Origin of the sequence: Nocardia gipuzkoensis, assembly GCF_021183645.1 — a bacterium.
In the GTDB taxonomy this organism is placed as follows: Bacteria; Actinomycetota; Actinomycetes; order Mycobacteriales; family Mycobacteriaceae; genus Nocardia; species Nocardia abscessus.
The window spans coordinates 1,887,631-1,907,987 of record NZ_CP089225.1; the positions used below are offsets into that span (position 1 = coordinate 1,887,631).

The 20,357-nt window shown below is 69.2% G+C and carries 21 protein-coding genes; 11 read left to right on the forward strand and 10 right to left on the reverse strand.

Annotated elements, in window-relative coordinates; genetic code table 11:
- Nucleotides 1–20: 20 nt before the first annotated feature.
- Entirely contained in the window at nucleotides 21–248 is a 228-nt protein-coding gene (locus LTT66_RS08545; RefSeq protein WP_233065715.1) for a hypothetical protein, read from the forward strand.
- An 11-nt stretch (nucleotides 249–259) separates the two neighbouring features.
- On the opposite strand, the gene menD is transcribed toward LTT66_RS08545, so the two are convergent.
- The 3 genes from menD to LTT66_RS08560 form a co-directional block, all read right to left on the reverse strand.
- Nucleotides 260–1,903, reverse strand: coding sequence for a 2-succinyl-5-enolpyruvyl-6-hydroxy-3-cyclohexene-1-carboxylic-acid synthase (menD, locus tag LTT66_RS08550; protein WP_233065718.1), 1,644 nt, complete (start codon nucleotides 1,901–1,903; stop codon nucleotides 260–262).
- A gap of 517 nt (nucleotides 1,904–2,420) precedes the next feature.
- Nucleotides 2,421–2,867, reverse strand: coding sequence for a DUF6918 family protein (locus tag LTT66_RS08555; RefSeq protein WP_043698964.1), 447 nt, complete (start codon nucleotides 2,865–2,867; stop codon nucleotides 2,421–2,423).
- A 75-nt stretch (nucleotides 2,868–2,942) separates the two neighbouring features.
- The gene (locus tag LTT66_RS08560; RefSeq protein ID WP_233065720.1) at nucleotides 2,943–3,599 is read right to left on the reverse strand and encodes a PaaI family thioesterase; all 657 of its coding nucleotides are present in this window, start codon (nucleotides 3,597–3,599) and stop codon (nucleotides 2,943–2,945) included.
- A 484-nt stretch (nucleotides 3,600–4,083) separates the two neighbouring features.
- On the opposite strand from LTT66_RS08560, the gene LTT66_RS08565 reads away from it, so the two are divergent.
- The 5 genes from LTT66_RS08565 (at nucleotide 4,084) to LTT66_RS08585 (ending at nucleotide 9,711) form a co-directional block, all read left to right on the forward strand.
- A complete protein-coding gene (locus tag LTT66_RS08565) occupies nucleotides 4,084–4,977 on the forward strand; it encodes a 1,4-dihydroxy-2-naphthoyl-CoA synthase (protein WP_233065721.1) in 894 nt (297 codons plus the stop codon).
- A 1-nt stretch (nucleotide 4,978) separates the two neighbouring features.
- The gene (locus LTT66_RS08570) at nucleotides 4,979–5,374 is read left to right on the forward strand and encodes a VOC family protein (protein ID WP_233065723.1); all 396 of its coding nucleotides are present in this window, start codon (nucleotides 4,979–4,981) and stop codon (nucleotides 5,372–5,374) included.
- Nucleotides 5,375–5,708: 334 nt separating this feature from the next.
- A complete protein-coding gene (gene menE / locus LTT66_RS08575) occupies nucleotides 5,709–6,869 on the forward strand; it encodes an o-succinylbenzoate--CoA ligase (RefSeq protein WP_233065725.1) in 1,161 nt (386 codons plus the stop codon).
- A gap of 804 nt (nucleotides 6,870–7,673) precedes the next feature.
- The gene (locus LTT66_RS08580) at nucleotides 7,674–8,666 is read left to right on the forward strand and encodes an ATP-binding cassette domain-containing protein (RefSeq protein ID WP_233065727.1); all 993 of its coding nucleotides are present in this window, start codon (nucleotides 7,674–7,676) and stop codon (nucleotides 8,664–8,666) included.
- A 211-nt stretch (nucleotides 8,667–8,877) separates the two neighbouring features.
- Nucleotides 8,878–9,711, forward strand: a complete 834-nt coding sequence (locus tag LTT66_RS08585; RefSeq protein WP_195066478.1) for an ABC transporter permease — start codon at nucleotides 8,878–8,880, stop codon at nucleotides 9,709–9,711.
- A gap of 56 nt (nucleotides 9,712–9,767) precedes the next feature.
- Here the strand turns inward: LTT66_RS08585 and LTT66_RS08590 are convergent, their stop codons facing one another.
- Nucleotides 9,768–13,157 (reverse strand): AfsR/SARP family transcriptional regulator, encoded by a 3,390-nt coding sequence (locus LTT66_RS08590; RefSeq protein WP_233065729.1) that lies wholly within the window; start codon nucleotides 13,155–13,157, stop codon nucleotides 9,768–9,770.
- Nucleotides 13,158–13,289: 132 nt separating this feature from the next.
- On the opposite strand from LTT66_RS08590, the gene LTT66_RS08595 reads away from it, so the two are divergent.
- Nucleotides 13,290–13,745, forward strand: coding sequence for an SRPBCC family protein (locus tag LTT66_RS08595; RefSeq protein WP_233065732.1), 456 nt, complete (start codon nucleotides 13,290–13,292; stop codon nucleotides 13,743–13,745).
- 117 nt (nucleotides 13,746–13,862) lie between these two features.
- Nucleotides 13,863–14,732, forward strand: coding sequence for a 1,4-dihydroxy-2-naphthoate polyprenyltransferase (locus LTT66_RS08600; protein ID WP_233065734.1), 870 nt, complete (start codon nucleotides 13,863–13,865; stop codon nucleotides 14,730–14,732).
- A gap of 95 nt (nucleotides 14,733–14,827) precedes the next feature.
- On the opposite strand, the gene LTT66_RS08605 is transcribed toward LTT66_RS08600, so the two are convergent.
- The 5 genes from LTT66_RS08605 to LTT66_RS08625 all read right to left on the reverse strand — a co-directional run bounded on the left by LTT66_RS08605 (nucleotide 14,828) and on the right by LTT66_RS08625 (nucleotide 17,648).
- Nucleotides 14,828–15,211 (reverse strand): phage holin family protein, encoded by a 384-nt coding sequence (locus LTT66_RS08605; RefSeq protein WP_195066476.1) that lies wholly within the window; start codon nucleotides 15,209–15,211, stop codon nucleotides 14,828–14,830.
- Nucleotides 15,212–15,284: 73 nt separating this feature from the next.
- Complete coding sequence (locus tag LTT66_RS08610) at nucleotides 15,285–15,866, reverse strand: Clp protease N-terminal domain-containing protein (protein WP_181721476.1); 582 nt, start codon at nucleotides 15,864–15,866, stop codon at nucleotides 15,285–15,287.
- Nucleotides 15,866–16,087: a hypothetical protein gene (locus LTT66_RS08615; RefSeq protein WP_043699011.1), complete on the reverse strand. Its 222-nt coding sequence runs from the start codon at nucleotides 16,085–16,087 to the stop codon at nucleotides 15,866–15,868. The genes LTT66_RS08610 and LTT66_RS08615 overlap by 1 nt, the downstream gene beginning before the upstream one ends.
- 116 nt (nucleotides 16,088–16,203) lie before the next feature.
- Nucleotides 16,204–17,289 carry an L-cysteine desulfhydrase Cds1 gene (cds1, locus tag LTT66_RS08620; RefSeq protein ID WP_233065736.1) on the reverse strand — a complete coding sequence of 362 codons (1,086 nt, stop codon included), beginning with the start codon at nucleotides 17,287–17,289 and terminating at the stop codon, nucleotides 16,204–16,206.
- Nucleotides 17,286–17,648, reverse strand: a complete 363-nt coding sequence (locus tag LTT66_RS08625) for a DUF4229 domain-containing protein (RefSeq protein ID WP_233065738.1) — start codon at nucleotides 17,646–17,648, stop codon at nucleotides 17,286–17,288. The genes cds1 and LTT66_RS08625 overlap by 4 nt, the downstream gene beginning before the upstream one ends.
- Before the next feature lie 184 nt (nucleotides 17,649–17,832).
- Between LTT66_RS08625 and LTT66_RS08630 the strand changes: the two genes are divergently transcribed.
- Both LTT66_RS08630 and LTT66_RS08635 read left to right on the forward strand, forming a co-directional pair.
- Nucleotides 17,833–18,042: a BldC family transcriptional regulator gene (locus LTT66_RS08630; RefSeq protein ID WP_040783886.1), complete on the forward strand. Its 210-nt coding sequence runs from the start codon at nucleotides 17,833–17,835 to the stop codon at nucleotides 18,040–18,042.
- 117 nt (nucleotides 18,043–18,159) lie between these two features.
- Nucleotides 18,160–18,366, forward strand: coding sequence for a hypothetical protein (locus tag LTT66_RS08635; protein ID WP_043733248.1), 207 nt, complete (start codon nucleotides 18,160–18,162; stop codon nucleotides 18,364–18,366).
- 188 nt (nucleotides 18,367–18,554) lie between these two features.
- On the opposite strand, the gene LTT66_RS08640 is transcribed toward LTT66_RS08635, so the two are convergent.
- On the reverse strand, nucleotides 18,555–19,163 hold the full coding sequence (locus tag LTT66_RS08640) for a hypothetical protein (protein ID WP_233065740.1): 609 nt from the start codon (nucleotides 19,161–19,163) through the stop codon (nucleotides 18,555–18,557).
- Nucleotides 19,164–19,474: 311 nt separating this feature from the next.
- Here LTT66_RS08640 and lppU point away from each other — a divergent pair, with 311 nt between their 5' ends.
- Nucleotides 19,475–20,122 (forward strand): LppU family putative lipoprotein, encoded by a 648-nt coding sequence (lppU, locus tag LTT66_RS08645; protein ID WP_233065742.1) that lies wholly within the window; start codon nucleotides 19,475–19,477, stop codon nucleotides 20,120–20,122.
- Nucleotides 20,123–20,357: the final 235 nt, after the last annotated feature.

Consider the following 20,357-nt stretch of genomic DNA (forward strand, 5'->3'; position numbering starts at 1 on the left):
TACGTGGAGAGGAGCGCACGATGTCAGATCCCCTTGCCGACGCGATCCCTGAGGCCGATCTCGCCGAGCAGTCCGTTCCGGCGTATCCGGAGCAGCCGGTGCCTGCCGACGACCTGGCGGAACAGGAGGACACCGTCGGACGGGCGATCCTGGAGCGCGACATCTTGGAGGCGAACCCGGCGGACGTGATCGAGCAGTCCATCGCGGTGCCGATCGATGACGACCCCGAGGACGAACTCGAGTACTGACCGCCCGCTCGTCAGGGCTGGATCTTCGCCCGCACCGCGGCGTGCAGCTCGCGCAGACTGGACCGTTCGGTGGCCACCTCGAGCACCCGCGTGCCATGGGCGTGCCCGGTGAGCTCGACGGCCAGCTGCTGTGGATCCACCTGCCGGTGCGGGATGCGGTAGGCGGCGCACAGTGCGGCGAGGTTCATGCCGTGCGGTGTGCCGAAGACCCGTTCGAATACGCCCGCGTACTGCGGGTCGCCTTGCTCGAGCAGTTCGAAGATGCCGCCGCCGTCGTCGTTGGCCACCACGATGGTCAGATCGGCAGGCCGTGGTTCACCGGGCCCGATGAGCAGGCCGGACGCGTCGTGCAGGAAGGTCAGGTCACCGATCAGCGCGATGGTTCGCCCGTCGTGGTGCAGTGCGGCGCCGACCGCGGTGGACACCGTGCCGTCGATACCGGCGACGCCACGATTCGACAGCACCTTGACTCCCGGCCGCGGATGCGACACCAGCGCGGCGTCGCGCACCGGATTGGAGGCGCCGAGCAGGAGCTGGTCGCCGTCGTGCAGCGCGTCCATCACGACCGCCGCGACGTGCAGCCCGGTGGGTTTCGGGTGCCGTGCGAGTTCGGCACGCACCACCTGATCGGCCTTCGCGTTGAGTTCGCGGCAGTGTTCCAGCCATTGCGCGCTGGGTGTGCCGGTGGTGACCGCGCGGGTGCCGGTGCCGACCACGTTGCCGGATACATCGGGCCAGCGCGGCCCGGTGGTCAGCGCGTACACCCGGATGTCCGGATCGGCGAGCACCTTCGAGACCTGCCGGTGCAAGGTGGGGCGGCCGGTGATGATCGCCTGCTTCGGCCGTAGCAGCGGCAGGGCGAGCGGGTGCAAGGCGGGACCGTGCATCGGCGCGGTGGGCTCGGCCACGGTGGGCAGATCCACCAGCTCCGGCCGCAACCCGGCGCCGTGGCCGGAGATGACGACCGTGTCAGGTGTGAGGTCGAGGTCGAGCGGCACGTCCAGGGTCGCGTACTGGGTCTCGGTCCAGGCGCACTCACCTGCGCGACCCGTGGGAGCCGACTCGCCCGGCGCGAGGTCGGGAACCAGTGGCTCACGCAGCGGCACGTCGAAGTGCACCGGGCCCGCGTTGCCGGAGCGGGTGCCGCGCGCCGCGGCGAGCACCCGGCAGACCGCCGAGCGCCACTGGCTGTTCTGCTGACCGTAGGGCGCATGATCGGCGTCGCCCGCTTCCTCCTCGGCGAGGCCGAGCGAGATGGTGGCGCGGACCTGGCTGCCGAACAGGCCGAGCTGCTCGATGGTCTGGTTGGCGCCGGAACCGAGCAGCTCGTAGGGCCGGTTGGCGCTGAGCACCACCAGCGGAACCCTGGCGTAGTTCGCCTCCAGCACGGCGGGTCCGAGATTGGCCACCGCGGTGCCCGAGGTCATCACGACCGGGACCGGGACCCGGCTGGCGATCGCGAGACCGACGGCGAGGAAGCCCGCCGTTCGCTCGTCGATGCGCATGTGCAGTCGCAGCCGCCCGGCCGCATCGGCAGCCTGCAGGGCGAAGGCCAGCGGAGCGTTCCGGGAGCCGGGGCACAGGACGACATCGCGCACGCCCCCGCGCACGAGCTCGTCGACGACGACCTGCGCTTGTGCTGTAGACGGGTTCACGCCTCCAGACTGGCAGACAGTCAACTAGAAGTCCCTGCCGGGAGGCTCGCAATCACACTGTGTCCTCGCACACTGCCTGTGTCACGGCACACGGATCGCTCGGAGGGATACAAGCGGCCCGCCCGGCTCGCGTCCGGGTAACTGCCGCGCACCCACGAAGGGAGCAAACCGGGCCCGCTCAACCGCCCCGAGGCAGCGTGCACTGTAGCTCCGGCTCGAATGCCCACGTGCCCGGCGCACCCCAATCCCGGGTTCCGAGCGAAGCGAGACCGAGCTTACGCGGTTCGCGGCCCTGCTCGCGTCCGAGCGGCCGCCGCGTCCGCGACGAAGTCGCCAGCGGCGGTTGCTCGGACGCGAGCCACACGGGGGCCGCGAACACCCAGCGCCGCAGGCGCTGGCAAAACCAACACAGCCCGGCTCGCGTCCGAGCGGCCGCGACGAAGTCGCCAGCGGTGGTCGCTCGGACGCGAGCCATAAAGGGGCCGCGAACACCAGCGCCGCAGGCGCTGGAAAAAACTCAGCCCGCGTGCTTTTGGATCAGGTCGCCGACCCGCGGCAGCGCCTCGACGACGTGCTTCTTCGCCGAGGAGCGCATCGAGGAGTAGACCTTCTGCAGGGCAGGGCGAGTGGAGGACTCGGCCCGGGCGTCGGTGACGGCGAGCAACGCCTCGGCGACCTCGTCGGACTTGGCGACGAGCAGATCAGCGAACTTGCCGGAGCCCGACGCGGCGTACTCCTGCCAGAACGGCTCCAGCTGCGCGACCAACTTGGGCGCCAACGACTCCAGCGCATCGGGCACGATGGACGGGCTGATCTTCTTGACCGCCGCGTAGCCACCCTTCACAGCCAGGCCGGACGCACCACCCTTGTCCGAGACCTCGGCGTCGAGAACCTCGACGGCGTCGGCAAGGAAAGCCGGGCGCTTCGCGTCGTCGAGCAGGGATTCAGACAGTGCTGCAACCACTTTCAGGTTCCTCCGGATCGGGTTTCGATGAACGAGCGAGGGCAACTATACGCACCCGCGCCAGCATTCACCCGGCTATGGCTGCCACGGCAGCAACTCCACCATCAGACCTTCACAGTCGGCGAGCAAATCGCCCTGCTCATCGAGCAATTCGGCGGTGATGAAAGTCTTGCGCCCTTCGATCCGGTCGACCCGCCCGCGAACGGTCAGCTGCGTTTCCAGCGGAGTGATCTTGCGATAGTTCACGTGCAGGTACGCGGTGCGGCTGATCGGCCGTCCGGCGTAGTGCACGATCATGCCGAGCAGGTCGTCGAACAACAGCGGCAGCACGCCGCCGTGCGCGGCTCCGTTGCCGCCGAGATGGAAGCGGCGGAACACCCCCGTCATCTCGATGCCGTCCGGCCCCGCCTCGACCACTTGCCACGGCAGCAGCAGAAGACTTCCGCGGCCCGGCAATTCGACGGCGCGGCCCGCCGGTCCCTGCAACTCCGGCGCGCGGTAGGGCTCGAGCAGCTCGATCAGTTCGCGAGCTCTGGCCCGCGCGGCCCCGAAGACGTCGTCCGGCGCGTCCACGGATACTGCGAGATCCTGCAACGTCCGCATGGCGTCCACGAACCCGCCGAAGTTCGGCCCGACCCGCGCGGGCGTGACCTTCGGAAACCCGCCGTGCTTCTCGTACCGGGACCCGTCCACCGCACTCCGGTCGATAACCCGTTTCACTCGCTCGCTCATACTTGCACGGTAACGCGTAGTTTTACACCGTCAAATCGAAGGTGCGCACAGTCGGCAATCGCCGACCACAGGTCGCCCCGACGACCAGCCCTCCGCCCGCGCACCCGATGCCGTGAACTCGACTACCAACGCACCCGGCGCACCCCAACCCCAGCTTTCGAGCGAAACGAGACCGAGCCTCCGCCATTCACGACCCGGCTCCCAGCAAAGCGACCGACGATTCACCGCTCGACCTACCGATCAACCGCTCCAAACCGCGTGCGCTCTGTTGTGCGCTCGACTACCCACGCGCCCAGCGCACCCCAACCCCAGGTTTCGAGCGAAGCGAGACCGAGCATCCGCCGTTCGCGGCCCGGCTCGCGTCCGAGCGGCCGCCGCGTACGCGACGAAGGAGCAAGCGGCGGTCGCTCGGACGCGAGCCATAAGGGGGCCGCGAACACGCCGCGCGAAGGCGCGGCAATCCCACCCAGCAATAATCACAAGGGTGACGTTCAATCCGAAGCTGTGGCGGCCCGTTCCGGGATTCGAGAATCTGACCGACATCACCTATCACCGGCATGTCGAGCAGGGCACCGTGCGTGTCGCTTTCGATCGGCCGGAGGTGCGCAATGCGTTCCGGCCGCATACGGTCGACGAGCTCTACCGGGCTCTCGACCACGCCCGGATGACCCCGGACGTCGGCGCGGTCCTGCTCACCGGCAACGGTCCCAGCCCCAAGGACGGCGGCTGGGCCTTCTGCTCCGGCGGTGACCAGCGCATCCGTGGCCGCAGCGGCTACCAGTACGCCAGCGGCGACACCGCGGACACGGTCGATCAGGCCCGTGCGGGCCGGCTGCACATTCTCGAGGTGCAGCGGCTGATCCGCTTCATGCCGAAGGTGGTGATCGCGCTGGTGAACGGCTGGGCCGCGGGCGGGGGTCACAGCCTGCATGTGGTCTGCGATCTCACCCTGGCCAGCCGCGAGCACGCCCGCTTCAAGCAGACCGACGCCGACGTGGGCAGCTTCGACGGCGGCTACGGCAGCGCGTACCTGGCCAAGATGGTCGGCCAGAAGTTCGCCCGCGAGATCTTCTTCCTCGGCCGCCCGTATACCGCCGAGCAGATGCACCAGATGGGCGCGGTGAACAAGGTCGTCGACCACGCCGAGTTGGAGGACGTCGCCCTGGAGTGGACCGCCGACATCAACGGCAAGTCCCCGCAGGCCCAGCGGATGCTCAAGTACGCGTTCAATTTGCTGGACGACGGACTGGTCGGCCAGCAACTGTTCGCGGGCGAGGCGACGCGGATGGCCTACATGACCGACGAGGCCGTCGAAGGCCGCGACGCGTTCCTGCAGAAACGCGAGCCGGACTGGACCCCCTACCCCTGGCATTTCTGACATGGACATCCTCAGCAGCCGGATCATCCTGCGGCCCGCCGACTACGAGGTCACGCTCGCGTTCTATCGGGAGGGGCTGGGGCTGGCCATCGCGCGGGAGTATCCCGGCGGGACGGTCTTCTTCGCCGGACAGTCGCTGGTCGAGGTGGCCGCGCACGGCGGTTCGGGAAGATCGTCGTCTTTCGAGGGCGCCATCTGGCTCCAGGTGCGCGATGTGTCCGACGCCGCGGCCGAGCTGGCGCTGAAGGGCATCAGGATCGAACGCGCCCCGGTCGAGGAGCCGTGGGGCCTGCACGAGATGTGGGTGCGCGACCCAGACGGTGTGCCGATCGTGCTCGTCGAGGTGCCGCCGTCACATCCGATCAGGCGAGATTCGCGCTGGTCACCTGCGGAGTGACCGTTCCGTTCGGTAGTTCGGCGAGCCGCGCCGAGTTGCCAACGCGACACCCGGCGAGGACGATAACGCTCGGACGGCCACCCGACCGCCGACGTCCGGGCCGGCTGTGTCCGTGTCCCGTCCGACGAGTGAATCGCAGTCTCGATGCCTGTCGTACTTGAGCCCCGATCCGTCCGGGTGGCCGCTGCGTGGTTGCGCGGCTCCGGCACACCGACCCGTTCCGCGCGCGGCGGCGCGGGCATGACACGATCCCTACCGTGAGGGAGCGCACCGAGCGAGCCATGGGCACAGCGGCTCTGGGCACGACCGAGCCGGGCGAACGGCGAGGCACGGCATGAGTAAGACACTGCGAACGTTGGTGATGCCGACGGGGTCCGGTCTCGGCGACGTCATGCCCCACCTGAGGGGGGCGCTGGAAGGTAACGGGGCCGCCTGGCTGCCCATTCCCGCCAGCGACCGGCGCGAGGCGAGACGACTGAGCGACGCCCTCTCGCCCGGCGAGCCGATCGATGACGAGATCGCTCTGGTGGTGACCACCTCCGGCACCACGGGCGTGCCGAAGGGCGCGATGCTCAGCACGGCGGCCCTGCGCGCGAGCGGCACCGCCACGCACGAGCGGCTCGGCGGCCCCGGCAACTGGTTGCTGGCCCTGCCGACCCATCACATCGCCGGTATCCAGGTGCTGCTGCGCAGCATCCTGGCCGGGACCGAACCCACGGTGCTGGACGTGTCCGGCGGATTCCTGCCCGAGGCCCTGGCGGGCGCCATCACGGGCATGCGCGGTGAACGGCGCTACACGGCCCTGGTGCCGACCCAGTTGATCAAAGCGCTCGAATCGCCGGTCGCCACCACCGCGCTGGCCCAGCTGGACGCCGTGCTGGTCGGCGGCGCGGCCACGCCGCTGCCGGTCTACGAGCGCGCGCGAGCCGCCGGCATCACCGTGGTGCGCACCTATGGCATGAGCGAGACCTGCGGCGGTTGCGTATACGACGGCGTGCCGCTGGAGGGCGCAAAGGTCCGGATCGAAGAGGGCCGGGTCGTGCTGGGCGGTGCGATGATCGCCTCGGGCTACCGCAATCAGCCCGACCATCCCGCTTTCGCCGAACCGGGCTGGTTCCGCACCGAGGACGCGGGCGCCTTCGACGACGGCGTGCTGAGCATCACCGGACGGCTCGATGAGGCGATCACGACCGGCGGCTTGCTGGTGATCCCGCAGGTCGTGGAGGCCGTGCTGATCAACCACCCGGCGATCAGCGAGGTGGTGGTCCTCGGCCTGCCGGACGAACGACTCGGCCAGCGCGTCGCCGTCGCGGTGATCCCCGCCCCCGGCGCGACGCCCGACCTGGCCGAGCTACGCGAATACGTGTCCGCCGAACTGGACTCCATCGCCGCCCCCCGCGAACTCGCCGTCCTGGCCGAGTTCCCCCTCCGCGGCCCGGGCAAGCCCGACCGCGCCAAACTCCGCGAATACCTATTGGCCGAATCGGCCCACTAGCACTAGCCCGGCAGGCGCGATACCTTTCTCCGCCACCACCCCCTGGCCCTGACGCCGCGTATACGCGGCGAAGCAGCGACCACTCGGACGCGAGCCCTGAAGGTGCCGCGAACGCCCGACACTGAGGCGTTGGCCTCCAACACGGCCTGTCTCGCGTCCGAGCGACCATGCGCAGGCCGCGAACACCGGCCGACTCGACCGTCAGCGGCTCCGGGCGACGTGCACTATGCCCGAGCCCGGCTACGACAGGCCCACGCTCACCCCCAACACCAGTTTCCGAGGGAATCAAGACCGAGCCCCGGCCCGGCTCACCTCCGTGCGGCCACCGCGCGGGCCGTAACCACTGACAACCACCGCTCGCCCCGGCAATCAACCTACCGGCTCCGTGGGCGATGCCCTCAGCTCGACTACACCCGACTCACACCCCCAACCCCGGATATTGAGCCGAACAAGACCGAGCATCCGCCGCGGCCCGGCTCACCTCCGAACCGCCGCCGCGCAGGCCGTAACCACCGACAACCGCTCGCTGACGATCGGCCCTCTGCCTGCGTGCCCGATGCCCTGAGCTCACCTACCGACGCGCCCGGCGCACCCCAGCCCAGGTTTCGAGCGAAGCGAGACCGAGCATGCGCCGTTCGCGGCCCGGCTCGCGTCCGAGCGGCCGCCGCGTCCGCGACGAAGGAGCAAGCGGCGGTCGCTCGGACGCGAGCCACAAAGGGGGCCGCGAACACGCCGCGACGAAGTCGCGGCCAAGGACAGAGCTGTGCAAGAGCCGTGCAAGTCCGGGCGACCACAGTTGTCGGCATGACTTCATTCGCACCAACGTCAGCGCTCGCCGTCGAGGCGGACGGCTTGGTCAAGGTGTTCGGGGAACAGCGGGCCGTCGATGGCGTGAGCCTGGCGGTGCCGCAGGGCTCGGTGTACGGCGTGCTCGGTCCGAACGGCGCAGGCAAGACCACGACCATCCGCATGCTGGCGACACTCTTGCGACCGGACGGCGGCAGCGGCCGGATCTTCGGCCACGACGTGGTGGCGGAGCCGACAGCGGTCCGCTCGCTGATCGGCGTCACGGGCCAGTACGCCTCGGTGGACGAGGACCTGACCGCCACCGAGAATCTGATCGTCTTCTCCCGCTTGCTCGGCCTGAGCCGGATCGATGCCCGCCGCAAGGCGGTCGAGCTGCTGGAGGAGTTCGATCTCACCGAGGCGTCGAACAAGCCGCTGCGCAACTTCTCCGGCGGTATGCGCCGCCGCCTCGACCTGGCGGCCAGCCTGATCGCGACGCCGCCGCTGCTGTTCCTGGACGAACCGACCACCGGCCTGGATCCGCGCACCCGCGCGCAGATGTGGGAGACCATCCGCCGCTTGGTGCGTGAGGGCGCGACGGTGCTGCTCACCACGCAGTATCTGGACGAGGCCGACCAGCTGGCCGACCGGATCGCGGTGATCGACCGCGGCAAGGTGATCGCCGACGGCACCGCCGACGAGCTGAAGGCCTCGGTGGGCGGTTCCTCCCTGCATCTGACTCTCGTCGATCGCGAGCAGCTGGCCGAGGCACGCCGCATCATCGGCGATTTCCTCGGTGTCGAAGCGCAGATCACCCCGGAGGCCGGGCGGCTCACCGCACCGTTGGCCGACGCGGGCGTCACCGCCGATCTGCTGATCCGCCTGCGGGAGTGGGAGATCGGCGTGGACGAGATCACCGTGACCAAGCCGAGCCTGGACGAGGTCTTCCTCACCATCACCGGTCACCCGGCCGAAGACACCACCGACGAGTCCGAGCAGAGCGCGGCATGAGCGTCAGGCCCGGAGGCGGCAGCTTGCGTGACCACGGAGGGCCCGCTCATGCCGACAACGAACACAGCATGAGCGTCCGGCCCGCAGGGGGCAGCCCACGTGACCACAAAGGGCCCGAGCAGGCCGACAAGGAACACAGCGTGAGCCTCAGGCCCGCAAGCGGCAGCCCGCATGACCACGAAGGGCCCGCGCAAGCCGAAAGGAACAGAGCATGACCACCATCACCGCGACCGAGGCGCGCCGTGCGACGCCGAAGGCGATTCCCGAAGCGAGCAATCGCATACCGCTCGGCCAGACCGTGTCGAATTCGTTCACCATGGCCTACCGCGGCCTGTTGAAGATCAAGCACAAGCCCGAGCAGCTGTTCGACGTGACGATCCAGCCGATCCTGTTCACCGCTTTGTTCGCCTACATCTTCGGTGGCGCCATCGGCGGCAGCGTGCGAGACTACCTGCCGGTCCTGATTCCCGGCATCCTGGTGCAGACCGTGGTGCTCACGTCGGTCGTCACCGGCACCCAGTTGCGCGAGGACATGGACAAGGGTGTCTTCGACCGATTCAAATCCCTGCCGATCGCGCGGATCTCGGCGCTGGCGGGCGCGCTGCTGGCCGATATGGCGCGCTACGTCATCGCGACCGTGCTGACCATCGTCGTCGGCCTCGCCATCGGCTACCGCCCGGAGGGCGGCGTGCTCGGGGTCGTCGCGGCGGGCCTGGTCATCGTGGTCTGCTCGTTCGCGATCAGCTGGATCTGGGCGCTGGTCGGCGTCACCGGCAAGAGCGCGGCGGGCGTGCAGGGCATCTCGATGATGATCATGTTCCCGCTGACCTTCATGTCCGGCGCCTTCGCGCTGGTGAGCACGATGCCGGGGTGGATGCAGGGGCTCAATCACGTGAATCCCGTGTACTACATGGTGAACTCCTGCCGGGGACTGATGAACGGCACGTCCTTCGGCGGTGACCTGGCCTGGTCACTGATCGGCTCGCTGGTCGTCATCGCGATCTTCGCACCGCTCACGGTCAAGGCTTATATGCGGCGGGCGTGAGGCGCATGCGAAGCGGCGGCACGGCGGGTGACGAGTGGTCACCCGGCGTGCCGCCGTCATGTTCGCGGACCCGAGGAGCCGCGACCGGATCGGTGACTGTCGTCCAGTTCCTGCAGCATTCGCAGGATGCGATCGGCGGAGTCGTTCCGGCGCAGGTGACCGAGGCGGCGGCGGGCTTCGGCGACCTGGCCGGCGCCGAGCTTCGCGACGGCCGCGTCCAGGTGCCGTTGCCAGCGCAGCGAGGGGTAATCCTGACGGCAGAAGACGTTCGCAGCGAGCACCAGCAAGTCGAGACCGAGGCCGGCCCGTCGGTCGACCGCGATGAGATACGAGCCGATCGCGCAGGCCACGCCGCCGATCTGCGGCAGGTCCCGATACTGGGCCATCATCGGCACGGTGAGTTCGGCCAGCTGCGCACACAGTGCCGCGCCGGTGTCGGCGGAGCCGTGGATCACCTGCGCGGCGAGCGCCGCCGCGCCCAGCATCAGGGCTCCCGGGCCGGGGCCTAGCGCGCCGTCCGGCCAGCCGAACAGGTCGAGCGCTCGCTCGTAGCGAGCGAAACCGTCCGCCGCGTCACCCTCCGCGAACGCCAGCTCGGCCGAGCTCTGCATCACGGTGGACAGCAGTCGATTCTGTCCGAAGGACGAGCTGTCCAGGTCCGGCGTGCCGAACGCGAGGTCGAGTTCGCGGCGCGCCTGCTCGAACTCACCGCTGCCGACCAGCGAGGCCACCAGCAGGCTGCGGGTCTCCACGGTGTCCTCGTAAGCGCCGAGACGCTGTAGCACGTCGAGCGCCCGGCGGTAATAGGTCACCGACTCGGCGTAACGGGCGGTCTGTCCACAGGCCTGTCCGAGGTGCCTGGACACCATGGCCCCGCTCCAGACATTCTCGTGCCCGAAAGCCTCCAGCGCCTTGATCGCGTCGATGCTGGAGCCGCGCACGTCGCCGCCGTTCTCCCGGATGTTGGCCCGCAGCAACAGCGCCGCGGCCCTGGTCTCCGGATCGGCCGAATGCGCCGCCTCGGCGAACAGTCTGCTGAGCCCGCGTCCGTCGGCTCTGGTGAGCACGACCCGGCCGACGAACAGGTTTCGCTCACTGATTTCGGCGTGGTGCCGGAGCAATCGGCGCACGCGCAGGCGCAGCTGCGCAAGTTCCCGCATGCTGCCGTTGGTGTAAGCGAGATGCAGGAACATCATCTGGTAGGTGACGAGCACGAGGTCCGGATGCGGGCCGTCCGTGCCGAAGCCGACCGCCGGAATTTCGATGACCCGCTCGGCCCAGGCGATCACTTCCAGGTGCGATCCGCGGATCATCCACAGCGTCGCTACGACCGGGAACACCGTGTACGCCGTCGCGGCGTCCCGTCGTTCGATGCCACAGCGCAGCGCGGCGAGCAAGTTGTCCAGCTCCGCCGCCACGGAGAGCGCGAGGTGGACTTGATCGCCGGTCGCATACCGGCTCGCCGCGTCATCGGCGTAGTTCCTGGCCCACCACATCATCCGGGTGTCGACCGAGTCCGGCTCGCCCGCGACAGCGGCCAGCTGTTCCTCCCCGAATTCCCGCACAGTCTCGAGCATGCGATAGCGGGTGCCGTGCATTTCGTCGTCCAGCACGGTGAGCAGCGATTGGTTGACCAGACCGTCGACGGCGGCGGCGACATCGGTCACGTCGGCTCCACTCGCGACCGCCTCCGCGGCCGACAGCGTGAAACCGGCTGGGAAGCGGCACAACCGGCGCAGTGTCGCCTGCTGCTCGGTGTCCAGCAGGTTCCAGCTCCAGTCGATCACCGCGTGCAGGGTGCGGTGCCGTTCGGGCGAACTGCGATCGCCGTGGCGCAGCAGCGCGAACCGATCGGCCAGCCGCTCGTTGATCTCCTCGACGCTCATCACCCGGACGCGGGCGGCGGCCAGCTCGATGGCCAGCGGCAGCCCGTCGAGCGTGTGGCAGAGCTGGGCGACGACCTCCGGGTCCAGCCGGACCGCGGGGCGAACCGCTCTGGCGCGCGCGGCGAACAACTCGGTGGCGGGTGAGCCTGCCGGATCGACGGTCAGCGGCGGCAAGGGATACACGGTTTCGGCGGTGATCGCCAGCGGCGAGCGGCTCGTGGTGAGCACGGTCAGCCGGTGCGCTACCCCGATCAAGTCGGCGACCACCACGGCGACGGCGTCGATCAGGTGCTCGCAATTGTCCAGGATCAGCAGCATCGAGCGCGCCGACACCGCGTCACGCAACCGCTTGCGCAGGTCGACGGTGTGCCCGGAGCGCAGCGCCGCCGTGTCGAAGGCAACCTCGCTGAGCCCGAGCACCGCGGCGATCGCCGCCTCGATCTCCACTCGGGCGTCGCCGCCCTCCGCACGTACCGACGCCAGCTCGACCAGCGCCACCGGGCGGGTGCCCGCCACCCGCGCGCCGAGTTCGTTGGCGACCCTGGTCTTGCCCGCGCCGCCCGGGCCGAGCACGGTCACCACCCGGGACTCGCGCAGCAGGGCGGTGAGCGCGGCGAGATCGTCCGTCCGGCCGAGCAGCGCGTTGGGCGCGGCACGCAGGCCGATCGCGGCGAGCTGCGGTTCCGCCGCGACGGTGGCACCGGCCGGCGGCGCCGAATCGGCCGCGAACCCGCTCCGCGACCCTCCCTTCGCCAACGGCGGCGCGGCGCCACCCGAGGCGGGTCGCGGCGGCGCGAGGCGCCCGATCGGCTCTCCGCGCAGGATCGCCGTGTGCGCCGCGGTAAGCGCCGGTCCCGGATCGGCGCCGAGCTGGTCAGCCAATCGGGAGCGGAAGGCCGCGAAGGATTCCAGCGCCTCGTTGGGCAGTCCCGCCGCGGCGAGCAGCCGCAGCAGGGCCAGCTGCGCGGGCTCGTCCAAGAAATCGGCGCTGGCACGCCGGCGAGCCAGGCGCAGCGCACCGTCGATATCGCCGCCGTCCTCGCGTGCGGCGAGTTCGAGCTCGTCGAGTTCGGCCAGCCGCCGCCCGGCCGCGGCGCGCAGCTCGTCGGCGAGATCGCCCGGGGGCAGATCGGCGCCGGGGTCGCCGCGCCACAGCGCGCGCGCCCGCGCGATCTCCGCCAGGCACCCGGGAAGGTCGGCCGCGGAGTGCAATCCGCGCGCCCGCGACACCAGCTCGCCTACCCAGGCCAGGTCGACCTGGTCTGCGCCGAGGGTCAGCCGGTAACCCGCCGGGCCGATTTCCAGCGCACCCAGCGGCAGCGCCGAGCGGAGCCGGGAGACCTGGGTATGCAACGCGTTCATCGGCGACCGCGGCGGCTGTTCGCCCCAGACCTCCTCGATCAGGGCGTCCGCGCCACGGCTGCGGCCGGGTCGCAGTGCGAGGGCGGTGAGCAACAGCCGGGAGCGCGCCCCTGGCAGCGGTGTCAGGGCACCCTCGCGGCGCAGCGCGACCTCGCCCAGCAAGGCCACCACGACCGATTCGCCTGCGGGCGTCGTCACTGCTCGACTGTGGCCGTGCGGGCCGTTGTGCTCCGGAAACATCCCGCGGTCATCGTAGGCGAGCAGGCCCGACGAGGCCGACACGATTTCTTTGCCGCGGTCAGGAGCGGTCGGTCGCATAGTCTGACCCCCATGGCTGAGTTCGAGGTGGTCCGGTCGGCCGTAATCACGGCCGCTCCCGCGCGCGTGCACGGGCTGATCAACGATTTCCGCGAGTGGGTCAAGTGGTCGCCGTGGGAGGACCTCGACCCACAGCTGCAACGCAGCTATTCCGGGGCGGACTCCGGTGTCGGCGCGCGCTATGCCTGGAGCGGCAATCGCAAGGCCGGGGCGGGCAGCATGGAGATCATCGGCAGCGCCGACCGCGAGATCGGCGTGCGCCTGGAGTTCCTGAAGCCGATGAAGGCGACCAACATGGTGACCTTCACCCTGGACCCGGTCGAGACCGGCACCGAAGTGACCTGGCAGATGACCGGACAGCAGACCGGCCTGATGGGCTTCATCGGCAAGATCATCCCGATGGACCGATTCATCGGCCGGGATTTCGAGAAGGGGCTCGCGCGGTTGCAGGAGGCGGCGACGGCCTGACCGAACTGAAGACGGACTCCGTCCGACCGCGCCCACTAAGGCGTACCTCCGCCTCCGCTGCGGCCATGCGCGAACTGAAGACGGACTCCGTCCGACTGCGCCCATTAAGCTGCGGGCATGGCTACTGCAGCGCAATGGATCGAGGGCGCGCGACCCCGTACCCTGCCGAACGCGATCGCCCCGGTGCTCGCCGGGACCGGCGCCGCCGCGTCCGTCGACGGTGCGGTGTGGTGGAAAGCGATTCTCGCGCTGCTCGTTTCCCTGGCGCTGATCATCGGCGTGAACTACGCCAACGACTATTCCGACGGCATCCGCGGCACCGATGACGTCCGAGTCGGCCCGTTGCGCTTGGTCGGGCAGAAACTGGCCTCGCCCGCCGCGGTGAAGACCGCCGCGATCGTCAGTCTGGTGATCGCCGCCGTCCTGGGTCTGGTGCTGGTGTTCACCAGCGCGTGGTGGCTGCTGCTCGTCGGCGCGGCCTGCCTGGCCGGGGCCTGGTACTACACCGGCGGCAGCAACCCGTACGGCTACAGCGGATTCGGTGAAGTGGCGGTGTTCGTCTTCTTCGGCCTGGTCGCCGTGCTCGGCACCCAGTTCGTGCAGGCGGGCCGGATCGACTGGGTGGGTGTGCTGCTCGCGGTCTCGGTGGGCGCGTTCTCCAGCGCCGTGCTCGTCGCGAACAACCTGCGCGACATCCCCACCGACACCGACTCCGGGAAGGTCACGCTCGCCGTGAAACTCGGCGACCCGCGCACCCGCACCCTGCACCTGGCGCTGCTGACGGTGCCGTTCCTCGCGACGCTGGTGCTGGTGGCCCGCACGCCGTGGGCGCTGGCCGGGCTGCTGGCGATCCCGCTCGCCGTGCGCGCCAACGCGCCGGTGCGCGGCGGCAAGGGCGGCCTGGAACTGATTCCGGCCCTGCGGGATTCCGGCTTGGCCCTGCTGGTGTGGTCGGCGGTCACCGCGCTGGCGGTCGGGCTGGGTTAACGTAGGCGAGTCCGGCCTTCGACCGACGCGACCGCCTCGGCCCGAACGCGGCTTTCGCGCGAAGCGAGACCGAGCGTGGTCCGCGGCGTGGGGAATCAGTCCGCGTCCGGCACCAGGATGCCCAGCACCCAGTTCACGATCGAGACGATGATGCCGCCGAGCACCGCGGCCCAGAAGCCCTCGACGCGCAGGCCGTAATCGGTGAACGCGTCGGTGATCTCGGCGGTCAGCCACAGCATGAACGCGTTGATCAGCAGCAGGAACAGGCCGAGCGTCACGATCACCAGCGGTAGTGACAGCAACTTCACGATCGGCTTGACCAGCGCGTTCACCACCGTGAACACCGCGGCCACCGCGAGGACGACGGCGATCTTGGCGCCGGTGCCGCCTTCGGGCGCGAGGATGTCGATCTTGTCGACCCAGAAGGCGGCCAGCCAGATGGCCGCCGCGTTGATGATCAACCGAATCACGAGCTGCATGGGCCAATGCTAGGCCCAGAATGCGGGCAGGCGCCGCCGGAAAGACCGACTGGGACAGCGCATGCCCGCTCACTCAGGCCGCGCGGTCGAGCAAAGTGTGCACTTCGGGGCGCAACCGGTCGATCGCGGCGGCTCCGCCGAGCAGGCGCTCGGTGGTCTGGTTGGGCGCCCGCAGGATGCCGAGCAGGATGTGCCCGGATTCGATGGTCTTGTCCTTGCGGCCGAGCGCCTCGCGCAGCGAGAGCTCGAGCACCTTCTTCGCGTCTCTGGTGAACGGGATGTGCCGGTAGTCCCCGGCGCGCCCCCAGCCGAACAGCCCGCGCCGCGGCTCGGGTGCGGCGCGCTCGAGCGCGTCCTCGCCGAAGTGGGCCTCCAGCGACTCCCGCACCGCGTCGAGGTCGATCCCGATGGACCGCAACGCCTCGGCGTCCTCGGCGCCGAGCGGATCACCCTTGCCCTGCTCGGCGAGCGTGCGCAGCACGCCTTCATGGGTGAGTCCCGCGTCGGCGAGCAGTGCCGCGAGCTCCGGCTCGCCCTGCGCGAGCAACCCGAGCAGCACGTGCTCCACATCGATGGTGGACGAGCGCAGTTCCCGCGCGTCCTCCTGGGCGACCACGATCGCCGTGCGCGCCGACCTGGTGAACCGTTCGAACATCAGCGGCTCCTGTCTCTCCGGTTGTATTTCTGGTGGACCGCCTGCTTGCTGACCTCGAGCGCTTCCGCGATCGCCTGCCACGACCAGCCCTGGGCACGGGCGTTGGCGACCTGGATCGCTTCGAGACGTTCGAGCAGCCTGCGCAGCGCGAGCACCGCGCGCAGCCCGACCTTGGGATCGGGGCTGCCCGCGGCCGCCGCCAGAGTGGTTGCTTCCGTCATGACGTCAATTTTGATTGACGCACAGGCCTCGTGTCAACAAAAATTGACGAACGAGGACGCGGCCCAGCGTGATTCCACGATCCGCGAACGAAGAAGACGCGCCTGCGCGCGGCAGGTCAGCCGTCCCAGACGCCGGTCGCCAGGAACTTCTCCAAGATCGCCGTCGGCCCGGCGAGGTCCAGCCCTTGCGAGGCGACCCACTCGTCATCGAAATACGTTCCGGCATACCGATCGCCGCCATCGCACAGCAGCGTGACCACGCTGCCGCTGCGGCCTTCGGCGATCATCTCGGCGATCAGGGCGAACACACCCCACAGGTTGGTTCCGGTCGATCCGCCTACCCGCCGGCCCAGCCGCGTGCTGGCGAACCTGGCGGCGGCGATGGACGCCGCGTCGGGCACCTCGAGCATGCGGTCCACCACCTGGCCGACGAACGACGGCTCCACCCGCGGGCGGCCGATGCCCTCGATCCGGGAGGACATTCCGGTCTGATAGGCCGCGTCCCCCGTCTCGTATCCGCCGAAGAAGGCGGAATTCTCCGGATCGACCACAGCCAGCTTCGTCGCGTGCCTGCGGTAGCGGATATAGCGGCCGATGGTGGCGCTGGTGCCGCCGGTGCCCGCCCCGACCACGATCCACTCCGGCACCGGATCGGTCTCCAACGCCATCTGATGGAAGATCGATTCGGCGATGTTGTTGTTGCCGCGCCAGTCGGTGGCGCGCTCGGCGTGGGTGAACTGGTCCATGTAGTGGCCGCCGCATTCGGCCGCCAGCCGCGCCGCCTCGGTGTACATGTCCGGCGGGCGCCGCACGAAATGACAGCGTCCGCCCTGCGCCTCGATCAGCGCGATCTTCTGCGGGGAGGTGCTCGCCGGCATCACCGCGACGAAGTCGAGGCCGAGCAGGTTCGCGAAATACGCCTCGCTGACCGCGGTGGAACCGGAGGACGCCTCCACCACCGTCGTCCCCTCGGTGACCCAGCCGTTGCAGATCGCGTAGAGGAACAGCGAGCGGGCCAGGCGGTGCTTGAGGCTGCCGGTGATGTGGGTGGACTCGTCCTTGAGATACAGCTGAACGTTCCACTCGGCGGGCAGCGGGTAGCGCAGCAGGTGCGTATCGGCGCTGCGCTGGGCGTCGGCGTCGATCAACCGCACCGCGTTGTCGACCCAGTCGCGCGGGGCGGCGTGATCGCAGGATTTCACGAAGGCGTGCCCGAGCCGGGCGGGGTGGGCGGCTGATCACCACGCAGCCGCGCGCGCAGCTCCGCCTTGTCGCGCCGTCTGCGCTCGTCGACCAGGGCGATGTCCTCGTTGACCTTGACCCGCAGCCGCTTGAACAGGGTCAGCGACAGCGGCATCGCGATGATCAGAGCGAACAGGGCGGCGACCACCAGCGGGATCTCCACCGACACCAGTCGCGCGGCCAGCACGATCACCGCGGTGAGCACCACCACGAGACCCAACCTGGCGACGGTGTACAGCGCTAGATTGCGGGCCAGCCTGCGTCCTGCGCCAGGGGTTTGCTGTCCGGAAGCACCTTTTGGTGGAGTTGCGTCACGCACATCCCTCAGCCTATGCGAAGCTGTTGCCCGCCCCCGGTGCACGCCCATAGCCGGGGGTGGGGCGCACATCCGTTTTGTCTATTACCTCCCCTTTACCAACTGTAGGTGGTTCGAGTACCTAGGGGTTTCAGTGCGACGATGGCGCCATCTGATGAGGGAACTGTCGAGAACGGAGAGGTTTGCTATGACTGCGATCACCGTCGGCGGCCAGGACACCCTGCTGACTCCGGGCCAGGTTGCTGCCCTGTTCCACGTCGACCCCAAGACCGTGACGCGCTGGGCTCATGCCGGGCGCCTCGGGTCGTTGCGCACACCGGGCGGACATCGCCGGTTCCGCGAATCGGAAGTACTCCAGCTGCTCAAGTCGCTGACCACCGAGGCGACCGCACGCTGATCGCAGGCCGCGCGGGCCCGTCGTGCTCGGGTCCGCGCTCGCCCGCAGACCATTTTCGCGTCTGCGGTGTGCTGGAGTCACGTCCGCGACTACCCTCGTAACCAGGAGGTGAGCGACGTGACGTACCTGTTGGCACTCATCGCGGTGGTGGCAATAGCGGTGTTGTGCTGGAAGGCGTTCGGCCCCGAGCGGACTGGACCCACTGCCCCGCAAACGCGTTCACCACAGCGCAAGCGCGTCATCGGACCCGACGACGACCCGGAGTTCCTCTGGCGACTATCTCGCCAGCACCGAGACGGCGAGTCCGGTTCCGCCGAGCGCTGATCGTTCGGCATTACCCGCGCGAAAGCACGCGCCCAGCGGCATCGGGCGCTCGCGCGTTTCTCGCTGCTCAGCACGTTGTGCCGAGCATCAGCCGTGGCGCCGTCCTGGCGGCACGGCGATCGACAACCGGTACGTGTGGGGCAGGCGCGCTGCGGTGCGCCTGCCCCACACGATCCGCGAGCTATCGATCAGGGCTCGCCGTTGACGACCGCCATCAGCGCGTCCATGAACGGCTGCCCGCCCTGGATGGCTCCACCCGCGATACCACCGACGACCAAGCCGATCGGGCCGGTGATGATGCTGAAGAAGCCCAGACCGATCAGAGCGCCCAGCAGACCGCCCAGTAGCGCACCGCCGACCACGCCGACGACGTTCTTGTTCAGTTCGGCGATCAGCCGGTTCATCGAGCTGATCGGCTGCATCTCGCCGATCTCCTTGGCGTCGGCCACCGGAGTGAGCGCGAGACGACGTCCGCTGTCGCTGATTTCGTGCGCGACCGACAGCTTGCTGCCGGAAACCTCGAAGGTCAGCGGCACTTCCGCGACCACGGCTCCGGTGTCGGAAGTCAGCTTGATCTTGGTGCCGTCGTCGACCACCGCGAAGCTGCCGTGCTCGACGGCGGTGCTGATCGCCCCGGTCTCGCGGGAGACCGTGGTGCGGTAGTCGACTCCTTGCTCGACACCAGCTGTGGTGATCTCTCGATCCGGTTCTACGGGTTTCGCGTTCGCGGCGCCCGCGGTGATGCCCACTGCGGCAACCGCACCGAGCGTAATGGCGGCAATAGTGCCGAACTTCATTCTGGAATTCCTTCTCAGCAGACACCCGGCTCCGGAGGCCGGATGGCGTGTGACTGTACAGCGCCCGTGACTTGTTTCCAGACCTGGCGGCCGGCACACATGATCGAGAAGGTTCGTTATCCGATTGTGATCACTCCTGTCGATGGCGGGGCCACGCAGGTGCATTTCCGGGACGGATCACCGGTTCCGGGAAGGAGAACTCGACGCGGACGCGCCCCGTAGTGTATGCATGGCGTGGTCTTCAATCCGCAAGATTCACAACTTCGGGTCGCTAGGTGGGTTCGAAGGGTTACAGCTCTGGAGGACGTGACGTGTCGCGCCAACGTGTCCGTGCCGGTATCACCCTGGCCGCCTTCATGGTCGGGACCGGGCTCGCGGCCGCCCTCGTGGTCTTCGCCGCGGTATCGATGAGCGGTCCCGCCGACGAGCCGGCCAAGGCCGCCCAGACCGCTGACGCGCCACTCGCATCGGCGCCCCCCTCGACCACCGAGGAGCCACTGCCGACCACCACGGAGGCGCTGCCGACCACGTCGGCGATGCGCGGCGCGTCGAACAAGAGCGCCACCAGCCTGCAGGTGAACATCGGCGACTGCGTGTCGTTCGGCGGCGCGGGCGGGATCGACAAAACCGCTTGTGGCAGTGGCAACTCCCTGTACAAGGTCATCGAGAAGGCGCCCGCGAACAGCACGTGTCCCGCCGACGCCGACCGCACCTACAACGACACCTTGCACGGCGCCGTGCAGGCAGCGCTGTGCCTGGATATCGATTGGGTGGTCGGCGGCTGCATGGAGCTGACCCCCGACAATCCCAAGCGACTGGACTGCGCGGCCCCCGCCCCCGGCGCGGTCCGGGTGATCGACGTCAAGCAGAACACGGTCGACGTCAACGCCTGCGGCTCGGCCGACAGCGGGATCGTCTACCAACAGCGCCATTTCGTCGTCTGCGTCGCCCGGCTCTGACCTTGTCGAGGACTCGTTCGCACACGCCGTTTCCAGCCACGGAGGCGAGGTGCCGTACGACGCCCTTAACAGGCTTGCGAAGCCCGCGGCCCGCCGAGGGTCCGCGCGACAGACTCACGGCCGCAGGGTTTTTCGGCGTGTAATCGGCATGCTCATTGCCGTGTCCGATCGCGGCGCGGATCGATGGCACTGTCGCGGCCGAATTCCGAAGCGTAGCCCGATAACGCTCGCGCCG

What these genes read in the sequence shown, in the direction of transcription:
- LTT66_RS08545 (WP_233065715.1), top strand. Translation starts at nt 21, where the DNA reads ATGTCAGATCCCCTTGCCGACGCGATCCCTGAGGCCGATCTCGCCGAG.
- LTT66_RS08560 (WP_233065720.1), bottom strand. Translation starts at nt 3,599, where the DNA reads ATGAGCGAGCGAGTGAAACGGGTTATCGACCGGAGTGCGGTGGACGGG.
- LTT66_RS08570 (WP_233065723.1), top strand. Translation starts at nt 4,979, where the DNA reads ATGGACATCCTCAGCAGCCGGATCATCCTGCGGCCCGCCGACTACGAG.
- menE (WP_233065725.1), top strand. Translation starts at nt 5,709, where the DNA reads ATGAGTAAGACACTGCGAACGTTGGTGATGCCGACGGGGTCCGGTCTC.
- LTT66_RS08580 (WP_233065727.1), top strand. Translation starts at nt 7,674, where the DNA reads ATGACTTCATTCGCACCAACGTCAGCGCTCGCCGTCGAGGCGGACGGC.
- LTT66_RS08585 (WP_195066478.1), top strand. Translation starts at nt 8,878, where the DNA reads ATGACCACCATCACCGCGACCGAGGCGCGCCGTGCGACGCCGAAGGCG.
- LTT66_RS08595 (WP_233065732.1), top strand. Translation starts at nt 13,290, where the DNA reads ATGGCTGAGTTCGAGGTGGTCCGGTCGGCCGTAATCACGGCCGCTCCC.
- LTT66_RS08600 (WP_233065734.1), top strand. Translation starts at nt 13,863, where the DNA reads ATGGCTACTGCAGCGCAATGGATCGAGGGCGCGCGACCCCGTACCCTG.
- LTT66_RS08605 (WP_195066476.1), bottom strand. Translation starts at nt 15,211, where the DNA reads ATGCAGCTCGTGATTCGGTTGATCATCAACGCGGCGGCCATCTGGCTG.
- LTT66_RS08610 (WP_181721476.1), bottom strand. Translation starts at nt 15,866, where the DNA reads ATGTTCGAACGGTTCACCAGGTCGGCGCGCACGGCGATCGTGGTCGCC.
- LTT66_RS08615 (WP_043699011.1), bottom strand. Translation starts at nt 16,087, where the DNA reads ATGACGGAAGCAACCACTCTGGCGGCGGCCGCGGGCAGCCCCGATCCC.
- LTT66_RS08630 (WP_040783886.1), top strand. Translation starts at nt 17,833, where the DNA reads ATGACTGCGATCACCGTCGGCGGCCAGGACACCCTGCTGACTCCGGGC.
- LTT66_RS08640 (WP_233065740.1), bottom strand. Translation starts at nt 19,163, where the DNA reads ATGAAGTTCGGCACTATTGCCGCCATTACGCTCGGTGCGGTTGCCGCA.